This window comes from Mucilaginibacter sp. 21P (assembly GCF_019331605.1).
GTDB classification, from domain to species: Bacteria; Bacteroidota; Bacteroidia; order Sphingobacteriales; family Sphingobacteriaceae; genus Mucilaginibacter; species Mucilaginibacter achroorhodeus.
This window is the reverse complement of the sequence record NZ_CP063061.1, coordinates 4,083,049-4,104,118: the sequence shown is the minus strand read 5'-3', so window position 1 is coordinate 4,104,118 and position 21,070 is coordinate 4,083,049. Positions and strand designations below refer to the sequence as shown.

Here is a 21,070-nt window from a genome sequence, read left to right as displayed (position 1 = left end):
ACTTGTAAGTATCGCTTGTAGAAGATTTTTCCTCATACCTCGTTCGAAATGACCTTATGCGTTAAATCAATATTCCACCAGCGTGAAAATAAAAACCCGCCTTTCGCTCACCTTTACCCTGCTCAGTTCGGGCGCGTTGTTGCTGGTATTGGTGGCACTTTACATTGCAGTGTATTCGTTTTTTGTTGCGGATTTTTACAACCGCCTGGGCGACCGCGTTAACCTGGCCTCGCAGGTTTACCTGAAAGCCGATGAGCTTGCCGCCGATTCCCTGATACAGGTACAGGATGAATATCTGGAGAAGTTGCCCGATGAAGTGATACGCGTGTACGACAAGGATAACATGTCGGCCTTTAAGGTGAACCATAACATTTACTGGACAAAAAGTATTATTGAACAGGTACGCCGGGAGGGTTTGGTTGAATACGAAGAGGGCACCCGCAAGGTAGTTGGTAAGTTTTTCCATGACAACCAGGGCGATTTTGTGATACTGGCTTCGGCTGTAGACAACAATACGCCGAGGCGTATGCTGGTTTTGGGAGAGATCGCCGGTTCGCTGTTCATTATTTTCGGGGTATTGCTGTTTTTTGTGGGGCGGTGGTTTGCTCAGCGCGCTTTATCGCCCGTTGATAGCATAATTGCGCAAATAAGGCTCATCAGATCAAGCAACCTGCACATGCGGGTTAACCAGGTAAAAAATAAGGATGAGATAGCAGTACTGATAGATAATTTTAACCGCTTGCTTGCCCACCTGCAAAATGCATTTGAATTGCAGCAAACCTTTGTAGCCAACGCATCGCACGAGTTGCGTACACCACTTACCAGTATCATGGGGGAGGTAGAAGTAGCTTTGGAGAAAGACCGCGAGCCTAAGGAATACCAGCGAATTTTATCATCGATAGTAATGGACGGCGCACGACTGCAGGAAACCATTGCCAGCCTGATGGAGCTTGCCCAGGTTGATCTTAATTATACCCGCGCAAAACTTTCGCCGGTTAGGGTAGATGAGTTGATATGGGAACTGGACGAGCAGTGGATTATCCGCAAGGGAGCCGGCATGCTGCGTATAAAATTAGCAGACCTGCCCGAAGACGAAGCTTTGTTGACCATTCCGGCCAACAAGCAAATGCTTTATATCGCCTTAAATAATATTATCGATAACGCGTTTAAATATTCAAACGCCAAGCCCGTTATACTGGCATTTGAAGCCACAGAAGCATGGATACGTATCTCCGTTACTGACGAAGGGCCCGGAATAAGCAAAGAAAATATCGATCGTATCTTCCGGCCTTTTGTGCGGGTAAATAAAGATACAATGGTGGCCGGCAGTGGGATAGGATTGTACATAACCGTTAAAATTATCGAGCTGTTTAATGGCTCCATTCGTGTTGAATCTGATGGGCAAAACGGTAGTACCTTCATTGTGGAATTTACCAAGCCGGAGGAAATTTTGTTGTGATTTAAGGCTTTAATTAATCGTTAACTATTTATTTATCAGGACACAAAATAAGCCTTACATTAATTCTAATTACTTTCTAATGCACCTTTAATGTAGCTTTAATTTTGGTGTGATAGCTTTGTTTCATCAAACAATCGCACTAATGTTACTCAGATATTTAAAGATATCCGCATGTGTATTTTCTGCACTTTTAATTGGTCAGCGAGCATCGGCACAAACCGATACACTCCGCTTAACCTTTCAGGATGCAGAGAAACTCTTCCTCACTAATAACCTGCAACTTATAGCGCAGAAGTATAATGTTGATGCATCCCAGGCGCTTATTAAACAAGCCAAATTATGGGACAACCCTGTACTTAGCACTGATCAAAACATTACTGACGCCAACAAGAAATTTTTTGACCATAGCAATGGCCGCGGGCAAATTTTTGTTCAGTTAAGCCAGGTGTTTACAACAGCCGGCAAACGTGGTAAGCAAGTGCAAATAGCCCGGGATGGGGTGCAGATACAACAAGCAGAATTTAATGATCTGATGCGTAACCTTCGTTACAACCTTTTACTTGATTTTACGCAGGTTAACAACCTGATGGAACAACGCAAGGTTTATCAAACTGAGATCACTTCGGCAAGTGCCATGGTTAACGCTATCGATAAATCTTACCAAAACGGTAATAACTCGCTAAAAGATCTTATCCGTTTAAAGGCATTGCTATTTGGTTTACAGAATGACCTGGTGGAGATAGATCGCCAGATAAACGATCTGGAAGCTGAATTGAAAACGCTGCTGGTTACAGATCCATCAAAATTTATTGCCCCTCAAATAAGATTTATAAATAACCAGGTAGCATTAGATGTACCATCATTGATTGAACAGGCTAAGGCAAACCGTGGTGACTACTTATCTAACGTTTACCAGTTAAACCAAAACCAGCACAACCTTGCTTTACAAAAGGCAATTGCTGTGCCCGATGTTACCGTTGGAAGTGCCTTTGACCAGAATAGCAGCTATGCCCGTAATTATGTGGGCTTGCAAATAAGCCTGCCGCTGCCTTTATGGAACCGCAACCAGGGTAACATTAAAAACGCCAGGCTTACGGCGCAAAGCCAGGAGTACACTCTTAAAAACGCCGAAGTAGGGTTAAATAACGATGTGTATTCGGCAGTAAAGCAGTATGGTTTAAGTCAGCAGTTGCTTGGTAAGCAGGAAGATGATTTTTACGATAAATACGATCAGTTGTACCGTGGTATGGCCAAAGCTTACCAGATAAAGCAGATAAGCCTTCAGGAGTTTGTAGACTTTTTTGACTCGTACCGCGATACCAAGTTGAAAATACTTAATCAGAAACTGAACCTGCAAAAGGCCATTGCCGAATTAAACTTTGCCGTTGGCGCAACGGTGGTATCACCGCTTTAAGTAAAGAAGTAAGCCTCTCCCCAAACCCCTCTCCGGGGGAGAGGGACTAAAAGTCTCCCCTTTCGGGGGAGATTTAGAGGGGGCTAAACAAAACATAAAAATAACAATATATACCCCCGCATAAACATTGATGAAAAAGCAATTCATATACTTAGGCCTCGGTTTGCTGGGCCTCACCGCCTGCCAGGAAAAGAAAACGGGTACCATGGAAACCAAACAGGTTTGCATCAGCGATTCGTTAGCTAAAATGGTTGAAATTGACACCGCAAAAAGTACCCAAATGGCAGATGAGCTTCCGTTATCGGGCGAGGTATCATTTGACGAGAATAAAGTGGTTAAGGTTTTCCCGGTAACCAGCGGCCAGGTAATGGAAGTAAAGGTTTCCCTGGGCGATAAAGTAACTAAAGGCCAAACACTTGCCGTTTTACGCAGTGCTGATGTTGCCGGCAACTATACAGACCTGTCGTCAACTAAATCAGACCTTTCAATCGCAAAACGCCAGTTAGACCAGGCAGAATATCTGTTTAAAAACGGTATCTCAAGCGAGCGTGATTACACTGAAGCGAAAGAGAATTACAATAAAGCGGTTGCAGCCAACTCAAAGGTAAAGCAGCAAATTGCCATCAATGGCGGCGGCAACACCAGCGCCAGCGGTACTTTGGTTATCAAGGCACCGGGCAGCGGTTATGTTGTGGAAAAAAATATAGCTGCGGGTAACTTTATTCGCCCGGATAACAGCAGCAGCCTTTTCACTATATCAGATATGAAAGATGTATGGATCTGGGCAAACGTTTTTGAGACCGACATTGCCAAAGTGAAAAAGGGCTACGATGCTAAGATAACCACCCTTGCTTATCCTGATAAAGTATTCAACGGTAAGATAGACGAAGTAAGTTCAGTACTTGACCCTGATAATAAGGTGATGAAAGTGCGCATAGCGCTCAGCAACCCCGATCTATTGCTTAAGCCGGAGATGTTTACCAATGTGGTGGTTACCAATAAAGAATCGGCTACATCTGTGGCAGTACCGGCATCGGCAGTAATATTTGATAACAGCAAGTTCTTTGTAGTAGTGTACAAAAGCAAGTGCGATCTGCAAGTGCGTGCGGTAGATACCATTAAAACCGTAGACAATGTAACTTACATTTCATCAGGCGTTAAACCCGGCGAAATGGTTGTATCTAAAAGCCAGCTGCTGCTTTACAATGCGCTAACCCAGGAATAGGGAAACAAGATGTCAAGAATCAAGATTCAGGATAGAAGAAATCAGATATAAAGAATAGGATCAGGATTACAAGATCCAAGATATAAGTAGGAAAGCGTAGTGCTCTCCTGATTCTTGCCTCTTGACATCCTGCTTCTCTTAAAATCTCAACATGAACAAGCTTATCAAAAATATCATATACTTTTCGCTGAGGCACAGGGCGATGGTATTCTTCATGACCGGTGTGCTGGCTGTATTAGGCGTCTGGAGTTATTTAAATACCCCTATTGAAACCTTCCCTGACGTTACCAATACGCAGATCATCATCATAGCGCAATGGCCTGGCCGCAGTGCTGAGGAGATAGAGAAGATGGTGACCATCCCAATGGAAACCGTTTTAAACTCAGTGCAAAAAAAAGCAAACCTGCGTACTACTTCATCATTCGGTCTGTCATACGTGCGTATCATCTTTGACGATGATGTAGACGACGCCTTTGCGCGGCAGCAGGTAATGAGCCGCATTATGAATGTGGAGCTGCCGGATGGTGTTAAACCGGAAATTGAGCCGCCTTACGGCCCAACAGGCGAAATCTATCGCTACACGCTTAAAAGTAAAACCGCATCCCTGCACGAGCTTACTGCCATACAGGATTGGGTGTTAGACCGCCAGTTTAAAGCTATCCCCGGCGTTGCCGATGTGAACAGCTTTGGTGGTGAAGAAAAAACTTATGAGGTAAGCGTTAACCCTGCGTTGCTTCGTAAATATGAGCTAACGTCTCTTGACATTTACAATGCGGTTAATCGCAGCAACATCAATGTTGGTGGCGATGTGATTGAGAAGAATAACCAAGCTTTTGTGGTGCGCGGTATAGGTTTGATCAATAACATTGGCGAGATAGAGAACATCATCGTTAAGAATGTTAACAATGTACCTATCCTGGTTAAAAACGTTGCCGACGTTAAAGAAAGCGGTTTACCGCGCTTAGGCCAGGTAGGGCGCGACAAGAACAACGATGTGCTTGAAGGCATTGTGGTAATGCGTAAGGGCGAAAACCCAGCCGACGTACTGCAGCGCATCCGCGCCAAAGTTGTAGATCTTAACGATAACATCCTGCCAAAAGGCGTCAAAATAGATACCTTTTACGACCGTACAACCCTGATGGATTTTTGTACCGAAACGGTGATCCATAACCTGTTAGAAGGTATTGTACTGGTTACGGTAATCGTGTTCTTGTTTATGGCCGACTGGCGTACAACACTTACTGTGGCCATTATAATCCCGCTTGCATTGCTGTTCGCATTTATATGTATGCGCATAAAGGGCATGACGGCCAACCTGCTCTCAATGGGCGCTATTGACTTTGGTATTATCATAGACGGTGCCGTGGTGATGGTAGAGGGGATATTTGTTGCCTTAGACCATCGTGCTAAAGAGCTCGGCATGGAGAAATTCAACAAGATAGCTAAGCTTGGCCTGTTCAAAAACGTGGGTGCCGAAATGGGTAAGGCTATCTTCTTCTCTAAACTGATCATCATCACCTGTTTGATCCCGATCTTCGCTTTCCAGAAGGTTGAGGGTAAGATGTTTTCGCCTTTGGCTTACACGCTGGCGTTTGCATTATTAGGTGCCTTGATATTTACATTGACGCTGGTGCCGGCATTATCAAGCATCCTGCTTAAAAAGAATGTAAAAGAGAAACACAACCCGGTTGTACTGTTCTTTGAGAACGGTATACGAAAGATGTTCAATTTTACGTATAAGAACCAAAAGCTAAGCCTGCTTTGCGCAACAGGTTTTATGGCGTTAACATTTATATCAGCCAAATTTTTAGGTACGGAGTTCCTTCCGCAACTTAACGAGGGTGCCCTTTGGGTAACCGCGCAGTTACCCATGAGTACCTCGCTTGATGCATCTGTTAACGTAACCAATAAAATGCGGCAGATCCTGGGATCTTTCCCCGAGGTTAGGCAAACCATGTCGCAAGTGGGCCGTACCAATGACGGTACCGATCCTAAAGGTTTCTTTAACGTACAGATACAGGTTGACCTTTTACCGAAGAAGGAATGGAAACGCCACATAACACAGGAAGAGCTGATAGCCGAAATGGATAAAAAGCTCAGTCAGTTCCCCGGTATCGTGTTCAACTACTCACAGCCTATTATCGATAACGTGGCCGAAGCTGTGGCAGGTGTGCCTGCATCCATGGCGGTGAAGATATTTGGTCCTGATTTTAAAACGTTAGACCAAAAAGCTAACAGCGTAATGGCTGTACTGAAACAAATAAAAGGTGTTGAAGACCTGGGTGTACTGCGCAATTTGGGCCAGCCTGAGTTTAGGATAGAGCTGGATCAGCAAAAAATGGCGCGCTATGGCGTAGCTACTGCCGATGCAAACTCTGTGATAGAGATGGCCATAGGTGGTAAGGCGGCAACTGAGCTTTACGAAGGCGAGCGCAAGTTTGATGTTCGTATCCGCTATCAAAAAGATTTTCGCGATACCGAGGAAAAGATCGAGAACCTGATGGTGCCAACTTTAAACGGCTCTAAAATATCCATCAAAGAGATCTCGACCATTAAACAGCTTACCGGCCCTGCATTTATTTACCGGGATAACAACACCCGTTATATAGCGGTAAAATTCTCTGTACGTGGCCGCGACTTGGGTAGCACCATCGCCGAAGCGCAGCAGAAAGTTGGCAAAGCCGTTAAGCTCGATAAAGGCTACACCTTTACCTGGAACGGTGAATTTGAGAACCAGATCCGCGCATCTAATACCTTATCGCGCGTGGTACCTATTTGTTTGCTGGTTATCTTCCTGATACTTTATGTAACCTTTGGCAACGCCAAAGATGCCATACTGGTGATCCTTAACGTGCCATTTGCACTGATAGGGGGTATATTGGCTTTGCATATCACGCAGATCAACTTCAGTATATCTGCTGGTATTGGCTTCATTGCCTTGTTTGGGGTGTGTATCCAGAACGGGGTGATCCTGATATCGGTATTTAAAAAGAACCTTGAAGAAAAAATGCCGCTGAACGAGGCGATACTTGAAGGTGTGATATCACGTGTGCGCCCTGTGGTGATGACCGCCCTGATGGCTGCCATTGGTTTAATGCCTGCTGCAATATCAACCGGTATTGGCAGCGAAACCCAAAAACCCCTTGCCATTGTGGTGATAGGTGGTTTAATAACTTCTACTATACTTACCCTCTTAATATTACCGGTGATATATGCTATGGTATATCGCCTGATACACCGTCGCGAAAACCGTAAATTGTTAAAAAGGATGGGTGTAGTGAGTGCTTAGTTTATTGTTTGAAATTGCATATCCAAATAACCCCGGCGCGAGGCCTGGCAGGATATGCAATTTTTTCTATTGATGTTTGAGTCTGTTGATAGCTTTATCCTGTAAGCTGCTCATCAAAACAACCATAGTAATGGCGCCGATAGTGGCAAACAGCATATCAGATTGCGTATCCCAAACATACCCTTGCGTACCCAAAAAGGAATCGCCTGATGAACCTGAGAGAACCGACACCAGCCACTCGATAAATTCGTAAGTAACGCTGATACTCATACAAACGCATACCGTTAAAAAAGCCAGCCAGCGTTTTCCGTTAATTATTTTCTTGCGTACAAATAGCTCCCTAACAATCATTGCAGGGACAAAGCCCTGCGCAAAATGGCCGATCTTATCATAATTGTTTCTCGACTGATGTAAGACATCGCGCAGCCAATTAAAAGCGGGCACCTCTGCATAGGTGTAATGGCCGCCAATAAATAGGATGTAGCAGTGCAAAAGAATAAACCAATAGGTAAGGCTGGTAAACCTGAATTTTTGATAGGTCAGTATCAATATAACAGATCCAATTATCGCCGGAAAGACCTCCAGCAACCAGGTGAAATAATCATGGGGTTTAATGGCAGATGTGGCAAGGCCGATAATAAATAGTACGACGAGGATAAGGTGCTTTCTCATTGCTGAAAGATATAAAAAGCGGTGAGAAGTGTAAAAAACTTCATTTGTAAATTGCTGGGAACCAGTTTTTAAATACTTGTTTTTTGATTAAAAAGCCTTTGCAGGGCAATCTTACAAACATTTTTTGCGTTTAAACAGTTGTTAAAACAGAACAAACGTAGAGCCTATAGAAAAAAATAATACACATTAACCAAACATTGAATTAGTTTATGAATTACGCGAAAAGATCAATTTTAGCTTTGGGTGTTGTATTATTTATAGGTGTTGCTGCTAACAATGCATCCGCACAAACCACGCCCGATACCGCCAAAAAAACTACTACAACCACAACAACTCCTGCACCTGCCCAGTCTGATGCAGCAAACGTTGTACAGGCCCTGCAAAGTAACTCAGATTACTCAACCGCTTTTGAGCTGGTAAAAGAAGCAAAGCTCGATTCTGCTTTAACAGTAGGTGGCCCTTATACCATTTTTGCACCAACTAACAATGCATTTAACGCGCTGCCTGCAGGTACGCTTGATGCCTTGAAAAAAGACCCGGCAAAATTGGCTACTATATTAAAAGGCCACGTAGTAAATGGCACTTATGATAAAGCCGGATTAATTAAAGCCTTAAGTGCGGGTAAGGGTAAAGCTACCGTAACCACGCTTGACGGCCAAACGCTAACCCTTTCGGTAACTGCTGATAAAAAACTCCAGTTGACCACTGCAGCAGGCAAAAGCGCCCAGGTTGTACTTTACGACCTTAAAGGTGGTACCGGCGTAGTAAACGGTATTAATGCCGTACTGCAATAATTAGTACACGGTCAAATTTAATTTATAGCATCAAGGGCCTGTTGATTTTTCAACGGGCCTTTTGCTTTAAAAGATTATTGACGTAGCTTTACTTTACTACCAATTGATAAATATTATGCAGCACAATGCAAAAGGCATCAGGCCGTTTATAGGCTCCAAGGACTACGATCTGTCGCGCGCGTTTTACAGCGCATGGGGTTTCGAGGAATTTGTTATCTCACCCGATATGTCGGTTTTTAAATTGGGCGATATGGCTTTTTACCTGCAAAAATACTATAACCAGGATTGGGTAGATAATACCATGCTGTTTATGGAAGTAGATAACGCGCAGCGCTACTACGAAGAACTGAAAGCGCTTGATCTGCCATCAAAATATCCCGGCGCCCGCGTGTCGCCGGTACGTGTTGATACCTGGGGCGACGAATGCTTTGTACACGACCCGTCAGGCGTGCTGTGGCATATAGGGCATTTTAAGGGGTAGTTATTCAGTTTGCGGTTGCAAGTTTGCAGTCGGCAGCTTCCATTCATCTCTCGAGAGGGGTCGGAGTGTGTCATCTATGTCTGTCATGGTTAGGCTGTTGAACCACTAATCGCGCGGTCGGTCTTCAACAAGCTCAGACTGACACTTGCTAAAATGATAGAAGAACGTATTATCTGGACTTGTCATTGTGATCTTGTCGAACCACATCAAATTCCACTTTATACCCCCTTCACCATCTCCACGTGCGGGATGCCATCTTCATCGTAAACATCACCCTGCTCCACAAAGCCAAATGACTGGTAAAATTTCAACAAATACAACTGTGCGCCAATGCGTATAGGTTCGCGGCCAAATAGCTCATAGCAACCCTGTATGGAAGCTTCTATCAATTTCTTTCCTACACCGGTTCCGCGGTGGGCAGGGGAGGTGATAACTCTTCCTATAGACACTTCATCAAAAGATAACCCCGCAGGCAGCAAACGCGTGTAGGCTGCAAGCTGATCGCCGGCGTAATACAGCAGGTGATGGCTTTGCTGGTCCTTGTTATCCGGGTCAAGGTACGGGCAGTTCTGTTCAACAACAAAAACCTCGGCACGCAAACGCAGCAGGGCGTAAAGTTCATGCGTGGTAAGCTCGTTAAAATGTTTGATGGTGTAGTGGTAGTTCATATGGTTAGTAAACAAAGGTAAGATAATGGTGTAAACCTAAGGCTTTGTAATCGCGAATGCCCTTGTCCAATTAAAGTGAATGCATATTAGTATTTTGATTATAAACCTGATACATTATATTCGTGTTAACAAAAAAAACCTTATTGCATGAAAAAACTTTACACAATTCTAATTATTGGGATTTTTGCTTGTAAGCTATCTAAAGCCCAAGACAATGCGCAACTCCAGATTGATTCGCTTGAAAAAAAATTCACCTATCAACATGGTACCATCAAGCTTGGCAACGGTGTAGGTTCAATTACAGTTCCACCAGGCTTTAAATATCTCGACTCTGTACAGGCACTTAAAGTGCTTACCGTTTTATGGAATAATCCGAAAACAGAAAACATGACGCTTGGGTTTATTCTGCCCGAAAAGCAGGGCATTTTAACCACCGGCGGTTATGTGTTCAATATCCAGTATGATGCTATCGGTTATGTAAAGGATGATGATGCTAATGATATCAATTACGATGAACTACTAACCAACCTGAAGAAAGAAACGGCTGACGAAAATGACGAACGCACCAAAGAAGGTTACCAACCTATTGAAGTGGTTGGCTGGGCTGCCAAGCCTTATTACGATGCTAACCGCCATATCCTGCACTGGGCAAAAGAGGTTAAATTTGGTGCCGATAGTGTAAATACACTTAACTATAACGTACGTGTGCTTGGCCGTAAAGGAGTGTTGGTGCTTAATGCTATAGCAACAATGCAAGAGGTAAATGCCGTTAAAGCAGGTGTGCCGCATGTTTTAAATGTTGTAAACTTTGCAGATGGCTACAAATACACTGACTTCGATTCTGGCGTAGATAAGGTAGCTGCCTGGACGATAGGCGGACTTGTAGCCGGTAAAATACTGGCTAAGGTAGGTTTCTTTGCCCTGTTGCTCAAATTTTGGAAATTGATCATGCTGGCATTTGTTGCGGTAGGGAGTTTCTTCCGCAAGTTATTTAAAGGACGTAAAAAGGAAGAGCCAGTATTTGTACCGGAGCCTGCACCGGCAAATGAAAATACAGCATGGGTTGCAAGCGAAACAGCAGATAAACCGCTAAATGAATTAGCGGACGTGGAAGAAGAAAAAAAATAATTCAGAAATATCTTGATTTTAAAAAATAATACTTATAATTGCATCATGAAAACAACAACAATACAACTACAATTGCCGCAACCGATTAGTCGGAGGTGATTGGGTATGTATTGTAAAAAATAACTTAATACTTGAGATCCTCTTAGACATTTTCTAAGGGGATTTTTTGTTTTCAGGCCATTTCAGGGTAGTATATCAATTGGTTAGATTACCGCATTTGGGATGCGGAGGCTCCCGGTTCGAGTCCGGGTTACCCTACTGATTTATAAGGAAATATAGCTTAATGGTTAGAGCAGTACCCTTATACGGTACCGGTTGAAGGTTCAAGTCCTTCTATTTCCACTTGTTCTATTTTCCTGTGGTGCAATGGTAGCACGTCTGATTTTGGTTCAGAAGATCGTGGTTCGAGTCCATGCAGGAAAACATAACTTTTTATCTGCAATATTAGAGTTAAAATCATCTACAGATGGGTAGGGGAAGGTATGTTTTAAAATAAAGAAAAATCTTTATTTTATTCTGCCTTTGATGGGGCGGCGGCGATAGATGTCATGGTGAGCCCTTCGAACTACTCTTCGCTTTATAGGCCTTCGACAAGCTCAGGCTGACAATCATTTTTCCCTCCCGGGCGATTTGTTTTTTATTCCCAACATTTATACTGAATCCACCTGATGTAACCCATTCTTAAGCAATTGCTTTAAACTTTCGCAAAAGCTGTTTGTTATTCATTGAAAACGCTAACGCCATGAACGACAAAGTATTTGCACAGCAATTTGCCCACGAGCTTGACATGGAAACCCCATCAACCCTTAAATGCCTGGAGCGTATTCCGCCGGAGTTGTATAGCTACAAACCGCACGAGCGATCAATGGAAATGGGTTACCTTACCTTGTTGGTTGCCGAGATACCCTTGTGGATAGCCTTGATAATTGAGCAGGGCGAAATCGATTTCGCCACCTATCAGCATCGCGAAGCTAAAACCACGCAGCAAATAGTAGATCATTTTCATGATAATATAGCTAAAGCTAAAAATGCGCTTAGCTATGTTGAGGACGGCTTGCTGGAACAGCCGTTTTATTTAAAAAGAAGCGGTGAGATATTGCTGCAGTCTACCAAGCGCGAGCAGATAGAGAGTACCATTAACCACATGGTGCATCATCGCGGTCAGCTTACCGTTTACATGCGCCTCAATAATATTGATGTGCCGTCGATATACGGCCCTTCGGCTGATGACAGGAGCTACGGCGGTGCGCAAACTTCATAATAATTTATAACATTCATAATGAGAATAGTAACACTGGAAGAGCATATCTCTTTCCCCGAAATGAATGAGTTGCTGCCGGCAGCTATTGTTGCAGCTAAGGATACATCCGGCCCAGCCGCGCAGATGATGCCCAGGTTAGCAGATATAACCGGCGATAGGCTTGCCTCGATGGATAAAAACGGCATAACGGTGCAGGTGCTTTCTGTAGAAAATACCGATGTAAATTTACTCGATAGCAAACAGGCACCCGGTTTTGCATCGCATTACAATGATCTGATAGCTCAAAAAATAAGCCATCACCCTGATCGGTTTGCTGCGTTTGCGCATCTGCCAATGACGGCCCCTGCCGCCGCTGCCGATGAGTTAGAGCGTACCGTTACCCAATACGGCTTTAAAGGGGCCATGATAAGGGGCCATACCAACGGCGAATTTTTAGATAACCCCAAGTTTGCACCGATATTTGAGTGTGCACAAAAGCTTGATGTGCCCATTTATATTCACCCCGGGATACCACCGCAACCGGTAATGGATGCATACTACAGCAATGTTGGCGGTGTAGCAGGTACGTTAAATTCATTAGCTTGTTGGGGTTGGGGCTGGCATTCTGAGACTGCTATACATGTGCTTAGGCTTCTGGCCGCCGGTACGTTTGATAAATTTCCAAAGCTTAAGGTGATCATAGGCCACATGGGCGAAATGCTTCCTATGATGTGGGTACGGTCGCAACGTGGGTTTCAACCAGGTGCGGGCGGTCAAAATCAGCGTGGCTTGCAGGAAACCTTTCATGAGCAGGTTTACATCACCACAAGCGGTTTTTTTACGCAGCCGCCTATGCAAATTGCATTGGATACCTTCGGGATAGATAATATGATGTTTTCCATAGATTATCCGTTTAGTACCAATGAAATGGGTACGGATTTTCTGAACCAGTTAGATATGCCGACAGATGACCTTGAAAAGTTTGCACATGGCAATGCGGACAGGATCTTAAAACTTCGCTAAAAATATTTTGCAATTTCCATATTAATCGTAATATTGCGATTGATATGGGAGTTACTAAATCAGAGATATATACGGAGGAGCAGAACAAGCTGGCTATGCAATTGAAGGCTATTGCGCATCCTGCACGTATTGCCATTCTGCAGGAACTCATCAAAGCCAATGCCTGCATCTGCGGCGACTTGGTTACCGAACTCGGCCTGGCACAGGCAACCATCTCACAACACTTAAAGGAACTTAAGAACGCCGGCTTGATACAAGGCACCATCGAGGGTGTTAGTGTTTGCTATTGTATTGAACCCAAAGCATGGAAAAGCCTGCAAGCCGAGCTGAACCAGCTTTTTACTTCCTATAAAGACACTAATAACTGCTGCTAAAAAAATTTGAAACAATTAATCGCAATATTACGATGGAAACTAACGAACAACTAAAGGAAATTGTAAGGCAAAAGTACAGCGAGATAGCCTTGCAGGATAAGGATGTTAACGCATCATCATGCTGTGGGGCAACGGGCTGCTCAACCGAGATCTATAACATCATGAGCGATGATTACACCCAGATGGAAGGCTACAATGCCGATGCCGACCTTGGCCTGGGCTGCGGCCTGCCTACCCAATTTGCCAAGATAAAAAAGGGCGACGTGGTGATAGACCTGGGCAGCGGTGCTGGTAACGATTGCTTTATAGCCCGCGCCGAAACCGGCGAAACCGGCAAAGTGATAGGTATTGATTTTACCCCGGCCATGATTGATAAGGCCCGCGCCAATGCCGAAAAGCTTGGCTTCAACAACGTAGAGTTTAGGCAGGGCGATATTGAACACATGCCCGTTACCGCCAACATTGCCGATGTTATTGTAAGCAACTGCGTGCTTAACCTGGTGCCAGATAAGGATGCCGTTATCAGGGATATTTACAGGGTACTGAAACCCGGTGGGCACTTCAGTATATCTGATGTGGTGTTGGTTGGCAACCTGCCCGATGCGCTGCGCAGGGATGCCGAAATGTATGCGGGCTGTGTGGCCGGTGCTATTCAGAAAGACGATTACCTAAGCCTTATAAAAAGCAATGGCTTTACTAACGTCACGGTACAAAAAGAGAAGGTTATTGTAGTGCCCGATGATATCCTGAATAAATACCTGGGTACTGCCGAACTTGAAAGTTTTAAAGCCGGGAGCACAGGCATTTTCAGCGTTACCGTTTATGCCGAAAAACCTGCTGATGCCGCTTGCTGCCCGCCGGGATGCTGCTAATTAAAGAACCACACACATGAAAAATATATTAGTGCTTTGCACCGGCAATAGTTGCCGCAGCCAGATAGCCGAGGGTTATCTGCGCCATTTCGCCAAAGGGAAAGCCAACATTTACAGCGCCGGTATTGAAACACATGGCGTTAACCCGCGGGCCATTGCTACCATGCAGGAGGACGGTATCGATATCAGCGCCCATACCTCAAATAATGTAAATGAGTATGCCAATGTTCCCTTTGATTACGTGATAACCGTTTGCGATAACGCTAAAGAGAATTGCCCGTACTTCCCAACCAACGCCATTAAACTACACCACAACTTCCCCGACCCGGCTAAAGCGCAGGGCACTGAAGAAGAGATAATGGCAGAGTTCCGTAAGGTGCGCGGGATGATAAAAGATTACAGTAAAACGTTTACCGAAAAGTATTTAAGCTAATGCCAGATCATTGTGCGCCGGCTGCAGAGCGCAAAAAACTGAGTTTCCTTGACCGTTATTTAACCGTTTGGATCTTTAGCGCCATGATTATCGGCCTGGCCATTGGTTATTTTGTGCCGTCGTCGTCCGGTTTTGTAAGTTCATTTTCAAACGGGACCACCAATATTCCTTTAGCCGTTGGTTTGATACTGATGATGTACCCGCCGCTGGTAAAGGTAGACTATACCAAGATAGGGGAGGTTTTCAAAGACCTGAAGGTGTTAAGCGTTTCCCTGGTTTTAAATTGGATAATCGGCCCGGTGCTGATGTTTTTGCTGGCTATTATGTTTTTGCACGATCATCCGCATTACACGGTGGGGCTTATTTTAATTGGTTTGGCCCGGTGCATTGCCATGGTGGTGGTATGGAATGAGTTGGCCGAAGGGAACCGTGAATATGCCGCCGGACTGATCACCCTTAACAGCATCTTTCAGATCTTGCTTTACAGCGTGTTGGCTTACCTGTTTATCACCGTGCTGCCGCCCATGTTTGGGCTTAAGGGATTTAGCATCAACGTTACCGTAAAAGATATCGCTAAAAGTGTTGGTATTTACCTGGGCATACCGTTTTTAGCCGCGGTAGCAAGCCGGTTTATTTTAATTAAGGCCAAAGGCAAATACTGGTTTGTAAACAGCTTTGTGCCCGTGGTTTCGCCGGTTACATTGATTGCCCTGTTGTTTACCATTGTGCTGATGTTCACCTTAAAGGGCGAACTGATCCTGAAAATACCGCTGGATGTGTTGCGGATAAGCATACCGCTGGTTATCTATTTTGCGGTGATGTTTGTGTGCAGCTTTTTTATCGGCAAATGGTTTGGGGCCGATTACTCGCGATCGGCAGCGATAGCCTTTACCGCAACCGGCAATAACTTTGAACTGGCCATAGCCGTCGCCATAGGCGTATTCGGCATCAACTCCGGCGAAGCCTTCACAGGCGTAGTTGGTCCGCTGGTAGAAGTGCCCGCCTTAATAGGCTTGGTGAAACTGGCTTTTTGGTTTAGGAGGAAGTGGGGATTTAAGGGGTAGATGTGTGACAGGCATGCGCCAGCGGAAAAAGTGTTTATTTTAAATAAATGATGCAGTTAGGATTCTAGCTTTGAATTCGAAACCAGTCTTTGATTAATAATTTTAATCTTATTATATCATCTTCTTCCAATTCGCAAGAGTGGGCGATTACATTCCTAATTTTGCTAAATTGACTAACAACAGACTCCATTGATTTTTTACTGCGAATAGTGTCTGAAAAATCTTCCCAATTATATGTTATGATATCAATTAACTCACCAAAATTTGTATAAGACAAAGGATCATCCGATCTGATTGCCATCGCAGTTTCTTTTTCTTTTGCCTGGTTCTCTGCAACGTTTTTTGCGACACCTGCAGGCGCCTTAATGTCCCACCAATTTATACCGTGTTTTTCTTCTAAACGGCCAGATATAAGGCTTCTTATAGAGTTTTCAAATGCATAATAGTAAACATAGAACCTGGCCATTTTCCTTGCTGACATTAAAATATCATGTTCAAATAATTCGATATCAACAATATCTTTTTTGATAATCGTATCAATATGTTGAATATCAATGCCTGATTCTTCCAATTTTAAGAGGTCTGTTTCTAACATCAAGTTTTTAAAAGCAAACCGTTCTAATTTTTTATTAAACTCACTCATCTAATAAATTATCTTTTAATGCTTTGAAAATTGCGTTGAAAACTTCAATTTCGGTCGTGGCAGGTAGGTTCAAGTTGATTGTGTAAGAAATCCCTAAACTTCTATTCAATTTGGAAATAGTTGTGCTTTGGGTTGCTTTGATCGGTTCTTCTTTTCTTTTTTCAAATTCGTCTACTGGTGGTGGACTAGTCATTTTTTCAGTTTCAATTGTGCCATCAAATTTTGATAATTTTACAAGTTCTTGAAAGGTTGCAATAACTTTAGGAATTATTTTGTCGTCATCACCAACCCCTAACAAAGTTTTTAATTTAGTTATCAAAGTCTCTTTATTAAGCTTATGCGCATATTCCGCTGTTTTGTATAAATCTGCGTAGGCTTTCTTAACTTGATTTCCAAGAACAATTTCAGACTTTGTGTCATCTCTGTATTCCTTATAATAATTTGTTGGAACACTTGCTTGATCCAAAAATTCTAATTTCTTTAAAATAGGTATGATAGCTCTATAACTGGACGAGCCTAAGCCAAGTACGGTTGCGAGAAAATCAAGTGTGAACTTCGGAGGCACAGATGCTTTTTTGATTTCATTTAAAACTTTTGGAACTGCGTTATATGCATCTAGGTAAGGAGGGTATTTGGTTGTTGACGCCATTTGAATAAGGTTATGTATAAATATAACTACTTATTCGAAAGTATAGGTAAGAGCATGTAAAAAAATGTCATAGCTCTTTTCTAATAAAGAATGCGATTAAGCTTCATCATCACCGCCAAAATCCTATCAGCGTTCATCGCGTGAACGCAACACCTCAATTTTCCTCCACCATCGGCAGGTTCATGATATGTTGGCGGCTCCAGTTGGAGAGTTGGGTGAGGATAGAGCGCAGTGTCTCGCCTTTGGGGCTTAGCGAGTACTCCACCCGTGGCGGTATCTCTGGGTAGGCCTTGCGGATAATGATGCCGTCGGCTTCCAGTTCCTTCAACGTGCGCGAGAGTACCTTAAGCGCCATGCCGGGGATTATTTTATGCAGTTCGCCAAAACGTAAAGGGCCTCTCATCAGCAGCCACAAAATGGGTGGTTTCCATTTGCCGCCTATCACATCTATGGTAGCGGTAATGGGGCATTCTTCGGCTCCGTGATATTTTTGTAAATTATTTTCGGCCATAGCTTTACGTACAAACAATTACTACCAAATTGTTATTAGTAGACAAAAAGATAACTACTTGACAAAAGTATAGTATTGGGATACATTTGTCAAAAAACAAAAGAAATAATCATATGAAAATTATAGTGATAGGTGCATCCGGCACCATTGGTAAACACGTAGTGAACGCACTGGCAGAGGGTAACGAGATCATTAAGGTAGGCTCAAAATCCGGCGATTACCAGATAAACATCGCCGATGCGGCTTCTATCAAAAAACTGTTTGAGCAGGTTGGTCCGTTCGATGCCCTGGTGAGCACCACCGGCGATGCCCATTTCGGCTCGCTCAAAGACATGACCGAAGCCAGCATGCGCGTAGGCATCGATAGCAAATTGATGGGGCAGGTGAACCTGGTACTCATCGGTCAGCATCACATTAACCCAAAAGGCTCGTTCACCCTAACCTCCGGCAGCTTAGCCGACGACCCCGTGCCTATGGCCGCCGCCGCAGCAACCGCAAACGGCGCTTTAGATTCATTTGCCAGGGGCGCCGCAATCGAACTGGAGAACGGTGTCCGCATCAATACCGTAGCGCCGGGTGTAGTAGAAGAATCCCCGGCATACTTCCCATACTTTAAAGGAGATATACCGGTAACCATGCACCGCGTAGCACAGGCCTATGTTAAAAGCGTAATGGGCGCACAAACCGGGCAGGTTTATAAGGTGTTATAATAATCAAATAGAAAAGCCCTCTCCGGCATAGGAGAGGGCTTCGTACTTGGATGATATTTACGTTTGCTTCGAATTTCGGTAGGTTACTATTGCCATAACTATGCAAATTATTCCGACTGTAGATAGTGACTCACCTTTACCGTCTTTGATGTAGCCGGTAAGCAGGAGAAACCCTACACTTAAAAGCAGTAAGATTGCTAATAATGCAATTAAATTAATGCTCACCTTTTTGGGTGTAGCAGGTATTATTTGCGGTTGTGGATACATATACAGATCATGTCTGCATTCCAGGCTTTTTTTTATTTCTATCTCTGCTGTTAGTTCGTCGCTAAGCTTATTCCATTCTGGATAATTATCAAAATTGAATCTCTGATAAATACTAAGGAACCTTATTACATTGAACTTTAAATTTGGTTCGTTCGCATGGCCGTACAAAAACTCATAGTCTTCCAAGTCATAAGCCTGCAGGCTTTCATAATCAGTTAATTTATAGCGGGGCAAAGATTCGATATAGAATACGGCTTCGGCAACATTGATAGTCTGGTTGTCAAACCTACGCCAAACTTCAGAAAGTAAAGCTCTTGTAATTACGAGATCGTCAGATTCAGGAACGGTTTGATTTATTACCCCTATCAACTCATTGTCATCCCGGCTCATAGATAAGGCTATAAACGTATAATCCGGTTCATCAGTGTGCATGATGATCTCGTCTGCCCACGCTACAACATCGGCCTTTGTTATCAAACCTATGCGTAATCCTAACCTATATGCCTGCAGAAGTAATTTATAATCTGATAGCGAAGCATCCATGTTTAAAAAATTAAAACGGCAATCTAATAAAGATTGCCGTTTGGTTGTTATCAATCCTCCGGCCTTTCCTTAGGGTCAGCCATGCGGACTATCCGCGGTTGAAATTTGGCCAGCACATCAACCAGGTCATGCTGTGCAGCCATTACGGTGTGTATGTCTTTGTACACCATCGGCGCCTCGTCAATGTCGCTACCCAACAGGGTTATCTTTTTATCCAGCAGTTCGGCCACAACCAGGTCGCGTTTAATGGTTTTAAAGGCCGCGCTACGGCTCATTACCCGCCCTGCACCATGGCTTGCCGAATTTATAGAAGTAGCTTCGCCTTTACCGCGCACCACAAAGCCCGGTGTGCTCATACTTCCGGGGATGATACCCAGCACACCCTTGCCGGCAGGGGTTGCACCCTTACGGTGTACCATCACTTCGGTGCCATCGGCCAGCTGCTCTTTCCAGGCAAAGTTGTGGTGGTTCTCTATCCTCGCCAAAGGCTCAAGCATCATTTCTTTAGCTATCTTATTGTGTATCTCGTGGTGATTGGCGCTTGCGTACTCACCGGCTAAATTCATAGCCAGCCAGTATTCATGGCCTTCCTCGGTATTCAGATCTAACCATGCCAAATGCTTAGCCTCATGCGGCAGTTTGGTTTTCTTCATGGCAATTTCTGAGTAATAATTGGCAATGCTTCCTCCAAAACCACGTGAGCCGGAATGCGACAGCAGCGCCAGGTAATTACCGCCTGGTATGCCCTCTAAAGCGCCATCGGCTATGCTTAGCTCGCCCCATTCCACAAAGTGGTTACCTGTGCCTGATGTACCTAACTGCCTGTAAGCTTTGTTTTTTAAAGAACGTATCTGCTTGGTAGCACTCCAGTCGGCACGGTCAAACAAGCTATCATCATAATAGGCGCCGCTTTCGCTACCCATACCAAAATGCGTGTTTTTTAACAGTAAGCTTTTTAGGTTATCCTGTTTAGTATCAATGGTAGCAGCAGGCAACTCAAAAATACTTAAGCACATTCTGCAGGCAATATCCACACCCACTGCATAGGGGATAATGGTATTGGCTGTTGTGGCCAACACGCCGCCAATGGGCAGGCCATAGCCCTGGTGTGCATCGGGCATAAGGGCGCCGGCAACGGCTATTGGCAATTGTATAGCCGTCCTCATCTGCGCCAGCGCCCCGGCCTCAATATGTTCTATCCCGTAAACCGGGAACTCTGCTAATTCTTTTTTTAACTCATGCACGCTGCGCGCTTGTTTAACAAACTTGCCCTCTTTTCTCAGGTCTATAACCTTTTCGGCAATGTTCTTAAACTTGCCACCCTTCTTTAATGCATACGGCATCGGGTCATCGATCAACGATTCAAGGTTGGCCAGTATTTGCGGTTTATCCATCACCTGGTTCTTAAGCAAGCCATTAGCCACGCGGCTAAATGCAACCAGCAGTTCCAGGTCGTTAATGCCTAAAGCACTTATTTCTCCGTTTGATATTTTTTCCTTTTCCATAACCTCTTTTTTGTCTCCGCCCCGTGTTAGGCGGAGACGTTTTTTATTTTTCTTTTCTTGATTATGATACAAAGTAAAATACCAAGTGCGCAGTGTTTTTGCGCAG

General features: G+C 44.1%; 21 protein-coding genes and 3 tRNA genes. 17 read left to right on the top strand and 7 right to left on the bottom strand.

The features are described 5' to 3' along the window. Positions 1 to 82: 82 nt before the first annotated feature. From INP83_RS18335 to INP83_RS18320, 4 genes are all read left to right on the top strand, one after another. Positions 83 to 1,459, top strand: coding sequence for a HAMP domain-containing sensor histidine kinase (locus INP83_RS18335; protein ID WP_219125403.1), 1,377 nt, complete (start codon positions 83 to 85; stop codon positions 1,457 to 1,459). A 142-nt stretch (positions 1,460 to 1,601) separates the two neighbouring features. Then, positions 1,602 to 2,873, top strand: a complete 1,272-nt coding sequence (locus tag INP83_RS18330) for a TolC family protein (RefSeq protein WP_219125402.1) — start codon at positions 1,602 to 1,604, stop codon at positions 2,871 to 2,873. A gap of 130 nt (positions 2,874 to 3,003) precedes the next feature. Further along, entirely contained in the window at positions 3,004 to 4,098 is a 1,095-nt protein-coding gene (locus INP83_RS18325) for an efflux RND transporter periplasmic adaptor subunit (RefSeq protein WP_146270502.1), read from the top strand. Positions 4,099 to 4,249: 151 nt separating this feature from the next. Beyond that, positions 4,250 to 7,387, top strand: a complete 3,138-nt coding sequence (locus INP83_RS18320; protein ID WP_146270500.1) for an efflux RND transporter permease subunit — start codon at positions 4,250 to 4,252, stop codon at positions 7,385 to 7,387. A 66-nt stretch (positions 7,388 to 7,453) separates the two neighbouring features. On the opposite strand, the gene INP83_RS18315 is transcribed toward INP83_RS18320, so the two are convergent. After that, entirely contained in the window at positions 7,454 to 8,059 is a 606-nt protein-coding gene (locus tag INP83_RS18315) for a DUF2238 domain-containing protein (protein ID WP_219125401.1), read from the bottom strand. 209 nt (positions 8,060 to 8,268) lie between these two features. Between INP83_RS18315 and INP83_RS18310 the strand changes: the two genes are divergently transcribed. Together INP83_RS18310 and INP83_RS18305 are read left to right on the top strand one after the other, a co-directional pair. After that, positions 8,269 to 8,853: a fasciclin domain-containing protein gene (locus INP83_RS18310; RefSeq protein WP_219125400.1), complete on the top strand. Its 585-nt coding sequence runs from the start codon at positions 8,269 to 8,271 to the stop codon at positions 8,851 to 8,853. A 115-nt stretch (positions 8,854 to 8,968) separates the two neighbouring features. Then, positions 8,969 to 9,334: a glyoxalase gene (locus INP83_RS18305; RefSeq protein ID WP_219125399.1), complete on the top strand. Its 366-nt coding sequence runs from the start codon at positions 8,969 to 8,971 to the stop codon at positions 9,332 to 9,334. 218 nt (positions 9,335 to 9,552) lie between these two features. Here the strand turns inward: INP83_RS18305 and INP83_RS18300 are convergent, their stop codons facing one another. Further along, entirely contained in the window at positions 9,553 to 10,002 is a 450-nt protein-coding gene (locus tag INP83_RS18300) for a GNAT family N-acetyltransferase (RefSeq protein WP_146270492.1), read from the bottom strand. Between the two features lie 147 nt (positions 10,003 to 10,149). Here INP83_RS18300 and INP83_RS18295 point away from each other — a divergent pair, with 147 nt between their 5' ends. The 10 genes from INP83_RS18295 (at position 10,150) to arsB (ending at position 16,136) form a co-directional block, all read left to right on the top strand. Beyond that, positions 10,150 to 11,130 carry a DUF2167 domain-containing protein gene (locus INP83_RS18295; RefSeq protein ID WP_146270490.1) on the top strand — a complete coding sequence of 327 codons (981 nt, stop codon included), beginning with the start codon at positions 10,150 to 10,152 and terminating at the stop codon, positions 11,128 to 11,130. Positions 11,131 to 11,314: 184 nt separating this feature from the next. After that, positions 11,315 to 11,388 (top strand) — tRNA-Pro (locus INP83_RS18290). A gap of 11 nt (positions 11,389 to 11,399) precedes the next feature. Beyond that, a tRNA-Ile gene (locus INP83_RS18285) sits at positions 11,400 to 11,472 on the top strand. Positions 11,473 to 11,482: 10 nt separating this feature from the next. Continuing rightward, positions 11,483 to 11,553: transfer RNA gene (locus tag INP83_RS18280), tRNA-Gln, on the top strand. Between the two features lie 319 nt (positions 11,554 to 11,872). After that, complete coding sequence (locus INP83_RS18275) at positions 11,873 to 12,391, top strand: DinB family protein (RefSeq protein ID WP_219125398.1); 519 nt, start codon at positions 11,873 to 11,875, stop codon at positions 12,389 to 12,391. An 18-nt stretch (positions 12,392 to 12,409) separates the two neighbouring features. Next, positions 12,410 to 13,393, top strand: a complete 984-nt coding sequence (locus tag INP83_RS18270) for an amidohydrolase family protein (RefSeq protein ID WP_219125397.1) — start codon at positions 12,410 to 12,412, stop codon at positions 13,391 to 13,393. 44 nt (positions 13,394 to 13,437) lie between these two features. After that, positions 13,438 to 13,767, top strand: a complete 330-nt coding sequence (locus INP83_RS18265) for a helix-turn-helix transcriptional regulator (protein WP_219125396.1) — start codon at positions 13,438 to 13,440, stop codon at positions 13,765 to 13,767. Positions 13,768 to 13,799: 32 nt separating this feature from the next. Then, complete coding sequence (locus INP83_RS18260; protein ID WP_219125395.1) at positions 13,800 to 14,639, top strand: arsenite methyltransferase; 840 nt, start codon at positions 13,800 to 13,802, stop codon at positions 14,637 to 14,639. 16 nt (positions 14,640 to 14,655) lie between these two features. Next, positions 14,656 to 15,072 (top strand): arsenate reductase ArsC, encoded by a 417-nt coding sequence (locus INP83_RS18255; protein ID WP_219125394.1) that lies wholly within the window; start codon positions 14,656 to 14,658, stop codon positions 15,070 to 15,072. Next, positions 15,072 to 16,136 (top strand): ACR3 family arsenite efflux transporter, encoded by a 1,065-nt coding sequence (gene arsB, locus INP83_RS18250; protein WP_219125393.1) that lies wholly within the window; start codon positions 15,072 to 15,074, stop codon positions 16,134 to 16,136. The genes INP83_RS18255 and arsB overlap by 1 nt, the downstream gene beginning before the upstream one ends. 64 nt (positions 16,137 to 16,200) lie before the next feature. Here the strand turns inward: arsB and INP83_RS18245 are convergent, their stop codons facing one another. The 3 genes from INP83_RS18245 to INP83_RS18235 form a co-directional block, all read right to left on the bottom strand. Further along, positions 16,201 to 16,779 carry a Swt1 family HEPN domain-containing protein gene (locus INP83_RS18245; protein WP_219125392.1) on the bottom strand — a complete coding sequence of 193 codons (579 nt, stop codon included), beginning with the start codon at positions 16,777 to 16,779 and terminating at the stop codon, positions 16,201 to 16,203. Beyond that, complete coding sequence (locus INP83_RS18240; protein WP_219125391.1) at positions 16,772 to 17,428, bottom strand: DUF5343 domain-containing protein; 657 nt, start codon at positions 17,426 to 17,428, stop codon at positions 16,772 to 16,774. Before INP83_RS18240 ends, INP83_RS18245 begins: the two co-directional genes overlap by 8 nt. Before the next feature lie 154 nt (positions 17,429 to 17,582). Then, on the bottom strand, positions 17,583 to 17,939 hold the full coding sequence (locus tag INP83_RS18235) for a helix-turn-helix domain-containing protein (RefSeq protein ID WP_219125390.1): 357 nt from the start codon (positions 17,937 to 17,939) through the stop codon (positions 17,583 to 17,585). 74 nt (positions 17,940 to 18,013) lie between these two features. Between INP83_RS18235 and INP83_RS18230 the strand changes: the two genes are divergently transcribed. Continuing rightward, the gene (locus INP83_RS18230; protein WP_370630624.1) at positions 18,014 to 18,649 is read left to right on the top strand and encodes a short chain dehydrogenase; all 636 of its coding nucleotides are present in this window, start codon (positions 18,014 to 18,016) and stop codon (positions 18,647 to 18,649) included. A gap of 57 nt (positions 18,650 to 18,706) precedes the next feature. Here the strand turns inward: INP83_RS18230 and INP83_RS18225 are convergent, their stop codons facing one another. After that, positions 18,707 to 19,459, bottom strand: coding sequence for a hypothetical protein (locus tag INP83_RS18225; protein ID WP_219125388.1), 753 nt, complete (start codon positions 19,457 to 19,459; stop codon positions 18,707 to 18,709). A gap of 50 nt (positions 19,460 to 19,509) precedes the next feature. Further along, positions 19,510 to 20,964, bottom strand: coding sequence for an RtcB family protein (locus INP83_RS18220; protein WP_219125387.1), 1,455 nt, complete (start codon positions 20,962 to 20,964; stop codon positions 19,510 to 19,512). Positions 20,965 to 21,070 lie beyond the last annotated feature (106 nt).